Source organism: Aeromonas sp. INTO2, from assembly GCF_049860605.1.
GTDB classification, from domain to species: domain Bacteria; phylum Pseudomonadota; class Gammaproteobacteria; order Enterobacterales; family Aeromonadaceae; genus Aeromonas; species Aeromonas caviae.
This window is the reverse complement of sequence record NZ_CP187588.1, coordinates 4,751,277-4,763,564: the sequence shown is the minus strand read 5'-3', so window position 1 is coordinate 4,763,564 and position 12,288 is coordinate 4,751,277. Positions and strand designations below refer to the sequence as shown.

Genomic DNA, 12,288 nt, shown 5'->3' with positions numbered 1-12,288 from the left:
CTAGCGGCACTGGGCGAAGGCGTCCGCCAATTGCTGCATGAATTGCGGATAACCGTCCGGACCGAGCGCCACCTGCTCGCCGACTTCGTCCAGCAGCAGCACCTTGGCCCCGGTATTGCGGGCAACCGACTCGATCACCGCCGGGGAGAACTGCGGCTCGGCGTAGATGCAGCTCGCCTTTTTCTCTTCCAGCGCCTTGCGGATATCAATCAGCGTCTTGGCTCCCGGGCGACGCTCCGGGCTCACGGTGAAGTGTCCCTTGGAGCTCATGCCGTAGTGACGCTCCCAGTATCCATAGGCTTCGTGGAACACGAAGTAGCCCTTCTGATCCACCGCCTCCATCTGCACGGCGATCACCTTGTCCAGGGCGTTCACCTTGCCCTCGAAGGCCGCGAGATTGGCGGCATAGCGCGCCTGGTTGGCAGGGTCCAGCTTGCCCAGTTCGGTTGCAATCGCCTTGGCAATCACCTTGGCCTGGGTTGGACCCAGCCAGATGTGGGGATCCACCCCTTCGTGGTGGTGCCCTTCATGGCCCTCGTCGTGCGAGCCGTGGTCATGGGCGGCATGGTCATGATCCTTGTCATCATGGTGATGATCGTCATGCTCCCCCTGGGTCGCATAGTTGTACAGCGACATGCCGGGAACCTGGGTCAGGGTCAAAACATGAGGATGCCGGGCAAGGGGTTTGGCCATGAAGCCTTCCAGCTCCGGACCGACCCACACCACCAGATCGGCCTCGTTGATGCTGCGAATATCGGAAGGGCGCAGGGAAAAATCGTGGGGCGACGCGCCGGTGGGCAGCAGCACCCCGGGCTCGCTCACGCCATCGGTGATCGCCGCCGCGATGAAGCCCAGGGGTTTGATGGTGGTCAGCACCTCAAGGGCACGGACAGGCAGACTCACCGCCATCAGGGCAGTGATCAGAGCAAGAATTCGCATAGAGGTCTCGTCAGGGAGTATGTGTGTGATAATATAACAAACCAACATCGCTGTTATATTATAACTCTCACAGGCTGTAAACCCCGGAGCTGTCATGACCCAACTGGTGGAGCTGAAAGAGGTCTGTCTCTCATTTGACGGACGACTCGTGCTCGACAAGGTCTCCTTTACCCTGAATAAAGGCAAAATCACCACCCTGGTCGGCCCCAACGGGGCGGGCAAGAGCACCCTGAGCAAGCTGGTGCTGGGTTTGCTCCGCCCAGATTCGGGGGACATCGTCCGCCGCCGCGATCTGCGGGTCGGCTATGTACCCCAGCGCCTCTATCTGGACCCCACCCTCCCCCTGACGGTGCGCCGCTTCCTGCAGCTTGGCAAGAACAGCCGCCTCTCCATCGAGGAGGCGCTCAATCGGGTCGGCGCCCAGGATCTGCTGGACAACCGGATGCAGAAGCTCTCCGGTGGCGAGATGCAGCGGGTACTGCTGGCCCGCGCCCTGCTGGTCAAGCCCGAGCTGCTGGTGCTGGACGAACCGGTGCAAGGGGTAGATATCACGGGCCAGATCGAGCTCTATGCCCTCATCAGCCAGCTGGCCGCCGAGTTCCACTGCGCCGTGCTGATGGTCTCCCACGATCTGCACCTGGTGATGGCCAGCACTCACGAGGTGATCTGCCTCAATCGCCACGTCTGCTGCCACGGCGAGCCACAGAGCGTGGCCCGCCACCCGGAATTTGCCCGCCTGTTCGGGCGACCGGAGCGGGAGGTGCTGGCGGTCTATACCCACCATCACCACTGCGATGGCGAACACCATCATCATGAACCGCAGGCTCCCGTCATCCGCCTGCCCTCTCGCAACAACTAGGATCTTCACGTGGACAGCTTTCTGTTATACGCCCTCGCGGCCGGACTCGGCATCGCCCTGCTGGCCGGGCCGCTTGGCAGCTTCGTGGTGTGGCGCAAGATGGCCTATTTTGGCGACACCCTCTCCCATGCCTGCCTCTTCGGCATCGCCCTCGGCATCCTGCTGCAGGTGGACCTCACCCTGGCGGTCGTGGTCTGCTGCCTCGCCATGGCGATGCTGCTGGTCATCATGAGCCGCAACCAGCAGGTGGCCACCGACACCCTGCTCGGCATTCTGGCCCACAGCGCCCTGTCGCTGGGTCTGGTCACCCTGAGCTTCATGGACAACGTGCGGGTGGATCTGATGGCCTACCTGTTTGGAGACCTGCTCTCGGTGCAGCCCATGGACCTGCTCTGGATCTACGGCGGCGGCGCCCTGGTGCTGCTCACCCTGTGGCGGCTCTGGGATCCCCTGCTCTCCATGACCATCTCGGAAGAGCTGGCCCGGGTGGAAGGGGTGCGGGTGGATGTGCTGCGCTGCGTGCTGATGCTGCTGATAGGCCTGGTCATCGCCGTGGCCATGAAGTTCGTCGGGGCGCTCATCATCACCTCCTTGCTGATCATTCCCGCCGCCACCGCCCGCCGCTTCAGCCAGACCCCGGAGCAGATGGCCGGCTTTGCCGCCCTGACAGGCTGTCTCGCCGTGCTGGGGGGCCTTGCCCTCTCCTGGTATCAAGACACCCCGGCCGGTCCCTCGGTCGTAGTCTGCGCCACCACCCTCTTTGTACTGAGCCAGTTCAAGCGCACCTGACCCGCTCCTGATGGCCCTGGTCTCGCCAGTGCCATCAGGCCTCTCGAATCAGACTCCTCCGTCGTGGGCTGCGCCATCCATTCTGCATAGGGCATCCAGCCCGTTCAGACGCGCCTGAGAGGCTCGTTTTCCCCGGGTCTCAGGCTCGCCTGCGACTCCTGCCACAGCCACTGACGCAACCGGCTGATGGCGGGTTCATGGGCGCGCGAGCGCTTGAAGACGAAATAGAAGTTGTCGCCGGTCTCGAGGGCGTGCAGGGGCAACCGCACCAGACGCGGATCCTCCGGCTGCAACATGTAGTCATTGATGAGCGCCATTCCCTGATCCCAGTTCGCCGCCTCCAGCGCGAGCAGAATATGGCTGAAATGGTGCACCCTCGCCTCGGGGGGAATGGTCAGCCCCCCCATTTCGGCCCAGCGCCGCCAATCTTCCCCCTTCTCGCGGTAGATAGCCTGGATGGAGAGCAGCGGCAGCTGCCACAGGGTGGCGGGCCACTCCCCTTCCACCTGCTGCCACATCCGGCGACTGCACACCGGCATCAGCCGCTCCCGATAGAGCAGATCGTGCATGTAACCCGGCCCTTCGGGGGAGACGGTGATGAAACCGTCCGCCACCCTGTCGGAGAGCTCGGGATCTTCCGCCACCATCTCCAGGCTGAGATCCAGCTCGGGATAGAGCTGGCGCAGCCCGGCCAGGCGCGGGATCAGCCACTTCACCGCAAAGGAGCTGTAGACCGCGAGCCGCACCCGCAGCTCGCCGCCGCCGCGCAACTGCTCGCTGCTCTGGGCAATCTGGACCAGCCCGGCGGCGATCCCCTCGAAATAGATCTCCCCCTGGGGCGTCAGGGAGAGCAGCCGCCCCTGGCGCAGCAGCAGCCGCTCCCCCAGAAAATCCTCCAGCAGACGGATCTGGTGACTGACCGCACTCTGGCTGACATTGAGCTCCAGGGCGGCGCGGGAAAAACTCAGCAGGCGGGCAACCACCTCGAAATATTGAACGGCGCGCAGGGGGGGTAGCTTCATTATCCAAATTTCTCATGCGTGATGATTTTTTATCATTTTACTGGATAACAGACCGCGGGCTACCCTCCCCTCATCTGAATCTGGAGGTGGTATGAATGCAGTCGGGATAGGCATCCTCTATCTGGTGCTCGGCAACATGGTGGCGGTCTTCTCCGATGCCCTGGTCAAGGTGCTGGAGCCGGACCAGCCCATTTTCCAGTTTGTCTTTTTCCGCCAGCTCTCCGCGGCCCTGCTGCTCGCCCCCTGGCTGCTCTGGTCCTGGCGGCGCAACCCGCCGGTAGCCCTCAAGTGGCACCTGCTGCGGGCCCACATCTGGGCCGTCGGCGTCTGCCTGATGGTGGTCGCCCTCACCCGGCTGCCGCTCGCCACCGCCAACGCCCTCTTCTATGCCGCCCCGCTGCTGATGGTGCCGCTCGCGGTCTGGCTGGCGGGGGAGGCACTCTCGCGCCAGAAGGTGCTGACGGCGCTGCTCGGCTTCGTCGGGGTGCTCATCGTGCTGCGCCCGACCGAGGTAAACTGGGCCGCCCTGGCGGCGCTCGGGGTGGCGCTCTCCCTGGCGGTCAACAACCTGCTGATCAAGCGCATCCCGCTCCAGCAGCCCATCGCCCAGACCCTGTTTTTCACCAATGTGCTGAGCATGCCCTTCATCCTGGCGCTGGCCTGGTGGGAAGGGGGCGAGTGGCAATGGCAGATGTGGTGGCCCGCCTTCGGCTCCTCGGCGCTCATCATGGTCTACGCGGGGCTGTGCGTGATGGCCTATCGCAAGGCGGAGGCGAGCAAGATCGCCTCGGCGGAGTACACCGGGCTGCTGATGGCGGTCGCCATCGGGGTCTGGCTGTTTGACGAACAGCCGGGGCTGCCGCTGCTGCTGGGGTGCCTGTGCATCATACTGCCGCTGGTCGCCATGGCCCGCAGCAAGCCCAAACCCCAGGCCGAGCCGGCGCTCTAGCCTGCCGGGTCAAGCAGGGGGGCGACCCGCTGCTGCAGATGGGGGATCACCCCCTGCTCGAACCAGGGGTTCTTCCTGAGCCAGAGGGTGTTGCGCGGGGACGGATGCGGAAGCGGCAACCAGGCCGGGCCATAGTCCGCCCAGTGTCGCACCGTCTCGGTGAGCGATCCTTTCGCCGCCGCCCTCAGGTAGTAAGCCTGCGCATACTGGCCGATGAGCAGGGTCAGCTCGATGTTGGGCAGCAGCATCAGAACCTTGTCGTGCCAGGTGGGGGCACATTCCGGGCGCGGCGGCAGATCCCCCGACTTGCCCCTGCCGGGGTAACAGAGCCCCATGGGCATGATGGCGATGCGGGATTCATCGTAAAAGGTGGCCTTGTCCACCCCGAGCCACAAGCGCAGCCGATCGCCGGAGGGATCGTCCCAGGGGATGCCGCTGGCGTGTACCCGGGTGCCGGGGGCCTGGCCGATGATGAGCAGACGGGCGCGCTCGTTGCCGCGGATCACCGGCCTTGGGCCGAGCGGCAGGTGGGCCTCGCACAGGCGGCAGGCCCGGATCTGTTCAAACAGGGGATCGAGTCGGTTCATGGGCCCGATAGTACCAGAGTTTTCTCCCCGCTCCCGCTTGTGAAAGGAGCGGCGGATACTTATCATGCAGCCGCCATTGTTTAGTTTAATAAACGGAGAGAGATGAAGAACTGGATGGGCACCGGCAGCGCGGCCCTCTCATTCGTGCTGTGGGGCATGCTGCCCCTCTATTACCAGTTCATGCCCGAGATCAACATGTGGGAACTGCTCTCCCACCGGGTGCTCTGGTCCGTGGTGCTGCTGGGAGGCCTGCTTCTGCTCCTCGGCCATCGGGTACCCTGGGGGGCCCTGCGCGGCGATCCCCGGCAGCTCGGCCTTGTGCTGCTGGCGGGCCCCGTGATGTCCATCAGCTGGTGCATGTTCACCTGGTGCCTGACCACGGGCCAGGTGCTGGCCACCAGCCTCGCCTTCTTCATGACCCCGCTGTTCAACATCGCCTTTGCGGTGCTCTTCCTCAAAGAGAAGCTCACCCCGCAAAAACACCTGGCGGTGGCGCTCGCCCTGGCGGGGCTCGCCTATATGCTCTTCTCCTACGGCCAGCTGCCCTGGTTCTCCCTCGTGATGGGGGCCAACTTCGCCCTCTACGGCCTCATCAAGAAAAAGGTGAGACTGGACGCCGGAACCAGCCTCTATCTGGAGTCCCTGGTGCAGTTGCCCGTCGCCCTTCTCATCATCGGCTGGCTGACCTTGCAGGGCACCAGCCAGTTTATGGCCGGTGACTGGACCGATCGCCTGCTGCTGATGGGCAGTGCCCCCGCCACCCTGCTGCCGGTGGGGCTGTTCTGCTATGCGGTGGCGCGCACGCCCATGAGCACGGTGGGGCTGTTGCAATACATAGAGCCGAGCCTCGCCTTCCTGCTCGCCCTCTTCTGGTTTGGCGAGATCCCGGATCCGGTGAAATCCGTGGGCTTTGCTTTCGTCTGGGCCGGCCTGCTGGTGAGCCTGCTGCCCCTGCTCCGGCTTGGGCGCCAGCGGGCCAGGTGGCGAACCTCGTGACCCTCGCCACCACCACTCCCTCCCGCTGGTTTGTCTATCTGGTGCGCACCAGAACCGGGGCACTCTATGCGGGGATCAGCACGGATCCCGAGCGGCGACTGCGTCAGCACCAGAGCGGCAAGGGGGCCAGAGCCCTGCGCGGCAAGGGGCTCCTCTCCCTGGTATGGCAGCAGGAGGTCCCCGGCAAACGCGAGGCGCTGCGCCTCGAGTACCGCCTCAAGCAGCAGAGCAAGGCGTTCAAGGAGCGCCTGGTGCACGAGCCGGCGCTGTGGCACGGCTGGAGCCTTTCCTGGCTTGCCACCCCGCACACCGACCCAGTGTCGCCCCCATAAAAAGGGCCACTGCAAGCAGTGGCCAAGGAAGGATGCGAAATCAGGGAGGCTTAACGGTAGGTGTTCGACTGCTTGCGCCTGTTGCTGAGTAGCCAGCACACCACCAACACCACCAGCAACCAGGGCGCCAGCTTGATGATGAGGGCAAACATGCCGGCCAGGGCGCCAAACAGCACGAAGACCCCGCTCACCAGCAGCATGGCCAGCACGGTGAATCCGGTCAGCGCCATGCCGATCAGCACCAGGATCAAGACGATAAATTCCAGCATGTTGTGCTCCTCACGGGCTTGCACTTGCCGACGGGGCGATCCGGAGATCACCCCAGCCAGCGTTGAAGTTCACGGCGGGGAGGCATGACGAGCACCCCCACCAGATAGAGCGCCAGGGCCAGCGGTGGCATCAGGATCAGGGCGAGCAGGGCCACCACCCGCACCGTCACTCTGGACACCCCCAGCCCTCTGGCAAGACCGGCGCAGACGCCGGTCAGCTTGCGATGGGCGAGATCCTTGGGCCAGGGTGTCATGGTTATGCCTCCACCTTCTGACCTTTGAGCCGGGCCAGCTCCCGCTCAATCTCGTCGTTCAGCTCCAGCTCGCGGAACTGGGCCTCGAGGGACGGATTCTGCCCCAGGGTCGCCGCCTCCAGCTGGGCCTCCAGCTGATCGACCCGGTTCTGGAAGCCGTCGAAGCGGGCCACCAGCTCGTGCATGCGCTGGTTGTCCACCTGGGCACGGGCGCGGATGCGGCTGTGGGCGGTCTGCTCGCGCAGGGTCAGCATCTTCTGCTTCTCCCGCGCCTCGGTCAGCTTGGCCGCCAGTCGCTCGCTGTCGGCGGTGAGCTGGGCCAGCACCTCGGCCACCCGCGCCTTGTCCTCTTCCAGCCGCTCGCACTGCTTCATCTCCGCCAGCTTCTCGGTGAGGGCGGCACGGGCCAGATCTTCGCGGCCCTTCTGGATGGCGAGTTCGGCCTTGGCTGCCCACTCCTGGATCTGGTTGCGCAGCGCCTGCTGATGGCGCTCCAGCTGTTTCTGTTCGGCGATGACGCGGGCGGCCTGGGTTCTCATCTCGACCTGGACCTGCTCCATCTCCTCGATCATCAGGCGCAGCATCTTCTCCGGCTCTTCGCTCTTGTCGAGCAGGCTGTGCAGGTTGGCATTGATCACGTCGGTCAGGCGGCTGAATACGCTCATGGTCTGGCTCCTTGTTGATGGGGTGTCACTCTCTTCCCATGACATTACAAGAGCCGTGCCAGAATATTTTTTCCTTTATTTACAATAAGATGAAAGTTGACGATGGATGTTCATTGGATACGGTTTGGTGAAAAAAACCAACAAGATGGTGATTTTCACCAATAAAAAAGGCGCTGTCCCAATTATGTGTTGGAAGGCTAATCTGGAAGTAGGTCATCACCGCAAGGACCTTCATCATGGATACGCCAGCCTTCCAACACCTGTTGTCCCTCTTTCCATTACTTACTCTGCGTCAGCGCCGTGTCGCTCAGCATGAGCTCGCCGCTCCACACCCGATTACGTCCCTCCATGCCCAGTTACCCACATGCTGCGGCTGTCCCCACTGCCAGGCGGATGCCACCCAGCTGGCCCCCTGGGGCTGGAGCCGTGGGCTGCGTCGTTACCGTTGTAAGCAGTGTCGGCGAACCAGCTCCCTCCTCACCAAGACGCCTTTGGCCAGATTACGTAAGGCTGAGCATTGGGAGGACTACGCCCAGGCTCTCATCGACGGGCTTACTGTCCGCCAGGCCGCCGTCCGCTGCGGTGTTTGCAAGAACACCGCCTTCTTGTGGCGTCACCGCTTCCTGAAGGCGATGGCAAACCACCAGGCAACACGGGAAGAAGGCATTGTGGAAGTGGATGAAACCTTCTTCCTCGAATCGTTCAAGGGGCAGCGAGGGTTGCCTCGTCCGGCAAGACATCGTGGCGGGAAAGGGCGTACCCGGGGGACCGGGCGGGATTACATCCCGGTGATGGTGGTGCAGGACAGGGCGGGCCATCAAGCCGACTTTCAGCTGGAAAGACTGGATGCGCAGACGGTGAAAGCGGTGTTGCAGCCACTCATCGCGCCCGATGCAGTGCTCTGCAGTGATGGTGCAGGGGTGTATGCCAGTTTCAGCCAAGCGCGGGGCATAACACATCAGGTGGTGTACAACCGTCGAGGTGAGCGAGTCATTGGGGCATACCACATCCAGCATGTGAACGGATATCACCGGCGGTTGAAGGAGTGGATGGAACGATTCCATGGAGTCGCAACCCACTACCTGAGGAATTATCTGGGCTGGCGCAGGATGCTGGAACGTTACGGCAGGGAGGTAAATACCAAGATGTGTTTGCATGAGGCGCTAGGGCACCCGATGCAACACGTAATTGGGACATAGCCATAAAAAAAGGGAGCCAGCGGCTCCCTCTCTTCTCTGCAACCGGGCTCAGGCCGCCGGCCGATGGCCAAGCTTGCCATCCAGCTCCGCCAGCTTGGCTTCCATCTTCTCCCGGCAGGTGTCGGAGAGCTCGCGGATGCCGGCGGCGCCGTGCTCCTTGCTGCACACCGGGGCCATCACTTCCAGCAGCACCTCGCCGTTGTCCCAGCGGTTGAGATCGACCTGACCGAAGTAGCTGGAGCAGACGATGGGCACCACGGGCACCTCAGCCTGGACGGCTGTGTGGAAGGCCCCCGCCTTGAACGGCAGCAGACCACGCCCCTGGGAGCGGGTCCCCTCCGGGAACATCCAGATGGAGGTGCCGCGATGCTTGATGCGATCCACCACCTGGCCGATGGTGCCGATGGCGCGGGAGCGGTTGGAGCGGTCGATCAGCACGTTGCCGGAGAGCCAGAAGATGAGACCGAAGAAGGGGAGCCACAACAGGCTCTTCTTGCCCACCGCCACCACGCCGGGCTGCACGGCGCCGGTCACGGTGAAGATGTCGTAGTTGCTCTGGTGATTGCAGACGTAGACCGCAGGTCCCACCGATTTGACCTCGTCGGCCACCGTCACCCGGACCTTGAGGCCGATCAGCGGGCAGACCGCATGATACATGCGGGCGAAGACATAGACGTTGTTCGGGTGGCGCGGGCGCACCAGACAAAGCAACAGGCCGAACAGGAACCAGAAGACGAGCAGCAGTGCCAGCAGCAGCACACGGGCAAGTTTGAGCATCGAACACCTCGGAATTTGACTCGGCGCAGTATACTGGTCCCCCTTTTAGCGAACAAGCGTTCGCCAGACAGAACCGACCAGCCCCGGACGTCACCGGCCACCCCGGCTTGCCCCACCCGCCATTGCCCGCTAGGATGTGGCCATCTTGATGAACGGGGCGAGCATGATTTTGCAACAACGCGCGGCGACACGACTCCTGCTGCTGGTCTGCCTGCTGGTGCTTAATTGCGCGGCCCAGCCGCTGGCCCGCCTCGCCCTGCTCGATCACGCCGTGAGTTGCCAGACCCTGCCCCAGTTCGCCTCAGCCGACGACCAGGCCGACAAGGGCACGCCCGCCAGTGTGCAGCCCAACAGCTGCCAGCTCAACGGCAAGTGGCTGAGCGCCGCCAGTCTGCTGTGCGTGGAGCAACTCTTCTTCGCCATCGCCTTCGTGATTGCCCTGCTGGTGCCCCTGTCACGGCGCGCGCCGGCACTGCCTCCCCCCATCAATGTCTCGCCGCCGGAGCGGCGACTGCACCTTACCCTCTGCGTCTGGCGGGAATGAGTTCAGCCGCGCTTTTTCAGCCTGCTGTCACTCATTTTTTTGCGAGACCCACACATGTCGAATCTCTTCAAGGCGGCCCTGCTACTGGGCAGCCTGCTGTGGCAATCCAGCGGATTGGCCAGCGATACGGGGTGGCTCACCCGCCCCCAGAACAGTCACGCCAAGGTCAGGCTGCAAGCCGACCGCAGCGTCCCGGATCAGACCCGCATCCTGCTCGATGTCCAGCTGACGTCAGGCTGGAAGACCTACTGGCACAGCCCGGGTGAAGGGGGCATAGCGCCCCAGATTCTGTGGGATGAGCCGGTCGGCGACTTCCAGTGGCACTGGCCCACGCCGCGTCCCTTCGAGGTGGCCGGGCTCAGCACCCAGGGCTATCAGGAGCAGGTACGCTTCCCCCTGAGCCTGGGCTACCCGGCCGGGCAGCCGCTCAAGGGCACCTTGCGCCTCTCCACCTGCAGCAATGTCTGCATCCTGACCGACTACCCCTTCACCCTGGCGGTGGATGGGCAGGCGCCGGCCGGTTTCGACTTCGCCTGGGCCCGGGCCATGAGCACCCTGCCACAGACGCTGCCCGCCGACACCCGGGTCGAGCTCGGCTACCAGCACAACCAGCTGCAACTGCGGGCCGAGCGGGTCGAGGGCTGGCAGGCGCCTGCGCTCTTCATCGATGCGCTGGAGGGGGCCGAGTTCGGCAAGCCCACGCTCGAGGTAAGCGGCACCACCCTGATTGCCCGGGTGCCGGTCAGCGACGGCTGGCAGGGGGATGCCCCTGACTTGCGTGGCCAATCCCTCGGCCTGCTGCTCACCAGCGGCGAGCAGGCCTGGCAGACCCGCGCCACCATCGCCGATCCCCTCGCCCTGCCGGCCCCGGGGCAGCCACTCCTCTGGCTGCTGGGGGCAGCGCTGCTCGGCGGTCTCATCCTCAACCTGATGCCCTGCGTGCTGCCGGTGCTGGCCCTGAAACTCGGCACCGTGCTGCAGCAGCAGGAGCGCGAACAAGGAGGCGTGCGCAAGCAGTTCCTCGCCGCCAGCGCCGGGATCATTGCCTCATTCTGGGTGCTGGCGGCCATGAGCAGCCTGCTGCGCGCCACACAAGGGGCGGTCGGCTGGGGGATCCAGTTCCAGAGCGCCGGTTTCATCGGCTTCATGGTGCTGGTCACCCTGCTGTTTTGCGCCAACCTGCTGGGCTTGTTCGAGATAAGGTTGCCCAGCAATCTCAGCACTCGCCTCGCCACCCGCGGCGGCGAGGGGCTCGGCGGTCACTTCCTGCAGGGGAGTTTCGCCACCCTGCTCGCGACCCCCTGCTCAGCCCCCTTCCTCGGCACCGCAGTGGCCTTTGCCCTGGCGGCGCCGCTCGGCCAGCTCTGGCTCATCTTCACGGCCCTCGGCCTTGGCATGAGCCTGCCCTGGCTGCTGGTGGCGGCCCTGCCGCGCCTTGCCCTCTGGCTGCCCAAACCGGGGCGCTGGATGGGGCGACTGCGCATCCTGCTCGGGCTGATGATGCTGGGCTCCAGCCTCTGGCTGGCGAGCCTGCTTGGCAACCATCTGGGCACCACGGCCACCGGCTGGCTGATGGCCGCCATGGTGCTGGCGCTGCTGATGGGCATCCTCTGGCGTTATGGTCTGCGCGGTTTCACCCTGGCCCTCTCTCTCTCGGCACTCATCGGCGGCGCCCTGCTGCTGGGGGGCGCCCTCACGGTGAAAGGGAGTGGCAGCGTCGATCGCATCGCCTGGCAGCCGCTCTCCGAACAGGCCATCGCCGACGCCCTGGCCCAGAACAAGCGGGTCTTCGTGGATGTCACCGCCGACTGGTGCGTCACCTGCAAGGCCAACAAATACAACGTGCTGCTGCGTGACGAGGTGCAGCGCGCCCTGTCGGCCCCGGGCGTGGTGGCCCTTCGCGGCGATTGGAGCCGGCCGAGCGATGCTATCTCCGTCTTCCTGCGCCAGCGCGGCGCCGCCGCCGTTCCCTTCAACCAGATCTACGGGCCCGGCCTGCCGGAAGGGGAGATCCTCTCTCCCCTGCTGGACAAGGCCGACTTGCTCGACAGCTTGCACAAGGCCGGCCTCGTTCAGGCCGATGCCACCCATTTCTAAGGAGAATGCC

Annotated in this window: 15 protein-coding genes; 8 read left to right on the top strand and 7 right to left on the bottom strand. The window is 64.4% G+C overall.

Going from position 1 to position 12,288, the window contains the following annotated elements; translation table 11 throughout:
* The gene (gene znuA, locus ACPW74_RS22680; RefSeq protein WP_279981052.1) at positions 1 to 939 is read right to left on the bottom strand and encodes a zinc ABC transporter substrate-binding protein ZnuA; all 939 of its coding nucleotides are present in this window, start codon (positions 937 to 939) and stop codon (positions 1 to 3) included.
* 94 nt (positions 940 to 1,033) lie between these two features.
* Between znuA and znuC the strand changes: the two genes are divergently transcribed.
* Complete coding sequence (gene znuC, locus ACPW74_RS22675; RefSeq protein WP_010672804.1) at positions 1,034 to 1,798, top strand: zinc ABC transporter ATP-binding protein ZnuC; 765 nt, start codon at positions 1,034 to 1,036, stop codon at positions 1,796 to 1,798.
* Positions 1,799 to 1,807: 9 nt separating this feature from the next.
* On the top strand, positions 1,808 to 2,587 hold the full coding sequence (gene znuB / locus ACPW74_RS22670; RefSeq protein ID WP_010672803.1) for a zinc ABC transporter permease subunit ZnuB: 780 nt from the start codon (positions 1,808 to 1,810) through the stop codon (positions 2,585 to 2,587).
* A 104-nt stretch (positions 2,588 to 2,691) separates the two neighbouring features.
* Here the strand turns inward: znuB and ACPW74_RS22665 are convergent, their stop codons facing one another.
* A complete protein-coding gene (locus tag ACPW74_RS22665) occupies positions 2,692 to 3,609 on the bottom strand; it encodes a LysR substrate-binding domain-containing protein (protein WP_042864490.1) in 918 nt (305 codons plus the stop codon).
* A gap of 91 nt (positions 3,610 to 3,700) precedes the next feature.
* Between ACPW74_RS22665 and ACPW74_RS22660 the strand changes: the two genes are divergently transcribed.
* Positions 3,701 to 4,558, top strand: a complete 858-nt coding sequence (locus ACPW74_RS22660; protein WP_010672801.1) for a DMT family transporter — start codon at positions 3,701 to 3,703, stop codon at positions 4,556 to 4,558.
* Here ACPW74_RS22660 and ACPW74_RS22655 read toward each other — a convergent pair.
* Entirely contained in the window at positions 4,555 to 5,145 is a 591-nt protein-coding gene (locus ACPW74_RS22655; RefSeq protein WP_041214394.1) for a uracil-DNA glycosylase family protein, read from the bottom strand. The two genes, ACPW74_RS22660 and ACPW74_RS22655, sit on opposite strands and share 4 nt — an antisense overlap.
* Positions 5,146 to 5,247: 102 nt before the next feature.
* On the opposite strand from ACPW74_RS22655, the gene rarD reads away from it, so the two are divergent.
* Entirely contained in the window at positions 5,248 to 6,141 is an 894-nt protein-coding gene (gene rarD / locus ACPW74_RS22650; protein WP_425858481.1) for an EamA family transporter RarD, read from the top strand.
* Positions 6,138 to 6,473 carry a GIY-YIG nuclease family protein gene (locus ACPW74_RS22645; protein ID WP_279981051.1) on the top strand — a complete coding sequence of 112 codons (336 nt, stop codon included), beginning with the start codon at positions 6,138 to 6,140 and terminating at the stop codon, positions 6,471 to 6,473. Before rarD ends, ACPW74_RS22645 begins: the two co-directional genes overlap by 4 nt.
* A 50-nt stretch (positions 6,474 to 6,523) precedes the next feature.
* Here ACPW74_RS22645 and pspG read toward each other — a convergent pair whose 3' ends face one another.
* From pspG to pspA, 3 genes are read right to left on the bottom strand one after another with little or no spacing between them, the layout of a single operon-like run.
* A complete protein-coding gene (gene pspG, locus ACPW74_RS22640) occupies positions 6,524 to 6,742 on the bottom strand; it encodes an envelope stress response protein PspG (RefSeq protein ID WP_010672797.1) in 219 nt (72 codons plus the stop codon).
* 47 nt (positions 6,743 to 6,789) lie between these two features.
* Positions 6,790 to 6,996, bottom strand: coding sequence for a PspC domain-containing protein (locus tag ACPW74_RS22635; protein WP_010672796.1), 207 nt, complete (start codon positions 6,994 to 6,996; stop codon positions 6,790 to 6,792).
* A 2-nt stretch (positions 6,997 to 6,998) separates the two neighbouring features.
* On the bottom strand, positions 6,999 to 7,661 hold the full coding sequence (gene pspA / locus ACPW74_RS22630) for a phage shock protein PspA (protein ID WP_010672795.1): 663 nt from the start codon (positions 7,659 to 7,661) through the stop codon (positions 6,999 to 7,001).
* Positions 7,662 to 7,897: 236 nt separating this feature from the next.
* Here pspA and ACPW74_RS22625 point away from each other — a divergent pair, with 236 nt between their 5' ends.
* On the top strand, positions 7,898 to 8,860 hold the full coding sequence (locus tag ACPW74_RS22625; RefSeq protein ID WP_041215707.1) for an IS1595 family transposase: 963 nt from the start codon (positions 7,898 to 7,900) through the stop codon (positions 8,858 to 8,860).
* Between the two features lie 48 nt (positions 8,861 to 8,908).
* Here the strand turns inward: ACPW74_RS22625 and ACPW74_RS22620 are convergent, their stop codons facing one another.
* Positions 8,909 to 9,637: a 1-acylglycerol-3-phosphate O-acyltransferase gene (locus tag ACPW74_RS22620; protein WP_039039739.1), complete on the bottom strand. Its 729-nt coding sequence runs from the start codon at positions 9,635 to 9,637 to the stop codon at positions 8,909 to 8,911.
* A gap of 163 nt (positions 9,638 to 9,800) precedes the next feature.
* On the opposite strand from ACPW74_RS22620, the gene ACPW74_RS22615 reads away from it, so the two are divergent.
* Both ACPW74_RS22615 and ACPW74_RS22610 read left to right on the top strand, forming a co-directional pair.
* On the top strand, positions 9,801 to 10,181 hold the full coding sequence (locus tag ACPW74_RS22615; RefSeq protein WP_039039817.1) for a hypothetical protein: 381 nt from the start codon (positions 9,801 to 9,803) through the stop codon (positions 10,179 to 10,181).
* 54 nt (positions 10,182 to 10,235) lie between these two features.
* Positions 10,236 to 12,278, top strand: coding sequence for a protein-disulfide reductase DsbD family protein (locus ACPW74_RS22610; protein WP_279981050.1), 2,043 nt, complete (start codon positions 10,236 to 10,238; stop codon positions 12,276 to 12,278).
* Positions 12,279 to 12,288: the final 10 nt, after the last annotated feature.

Excerpts from the sequence above, each read along its gene's own strand:
- pspG (WP_010672797.1), bottom strand. The coding sequence starts at position 6,742 with ATGCTGGAATTTATCGTCTTGATCCTGGTGCTGATCGGCATGGCGCTG.
- znuA (WP_279981052.1), bottom strand. The coding sequence starts at position 939 with ATGCGAATTCTTGCTCTGATCACTGCCCTGATGGCGGTGAGTCTGCCT.
- ACPW74_RS22615 (WP_039039817.1), top strand. The coding sequence starts at position 9,801 with ATGATTTTGCAACAACGCGCGGCGACACGACTCCTGCTGCTGGTCTGC.
- pspA (WP_010672795.1), bottom strand. The coding sequence starts at position 7,661 with ATGAGCGTATTCAGCCGCCTGACCGACGTGATCAATGCCAACCTGCAC.
- ACPW74_RS22665 (WP_042864490.1), bottom strand. The coding sequence starts at position 3,609 with ATGAAGCTACCCCCCCTGCGCGCCGTTCAATATTTCGAGGTGGTTGCC.
- ACPW74_RS22625 (WP_041215707.1), top strand. The coding sequence starts at position 7,898 with ATGGATACGCCAGCCTTCCAACACCTGTTGTCCCTCTTTCCATTACTT.
- ACPW74_RS22635 (WP_010672796.1), bottom strand. The coding sequence starts at position 6,996 with ATGACACCCTGGCCCAAGGATCTCGCCCATCGCAAGCTGACCGGCGTC.
- ACPW74_RS22620 (WP_039039739.1), bottom strand. The coding sequence starts at position 9,637 with ATGCTCAAACTTGCCCGTGTGCTGCTGCTGGCACTGCTGCTCGTCTTC.
- ACPW74_RS22655 (WP_041214394.1), bottom strand. The coding sequence starts at position 5,145 with ATGAACCGACTCGATCCCCTGTTTGAACAGATCCGGGCCTGCCGCCTG.
- rarD (WP_425858481.1), top strand. The coding sequence starts at position 5,248 with ATGAAGAACTGGATGGGCACCGGCAGCGCGGCCCTCTCATTCGTGCTG.
- ACPW74_RS22660 (WP_010672801.1), top strand. The coding sequence starts at position 3,701 with ATGAATGCAGTCGGGATAGGCATCCTCTATCTGGTGCTCGGCAACATG.
- ACPW74_RS22610 (WP_279981050.1), top strand. The coding sequence starts at position 10,236 with ATGTCGAATCTCTTCAAGGCGGCCCTGCTACTGGGCAGCCTGCTGTGG.
- znuC (WP_010672804.1), top strand. The coding sequence starts at position 1,034 with ATGACCCAACTGGTGGAGCTGAAAGAGGTCTGTCTCTCATTTGACGGA.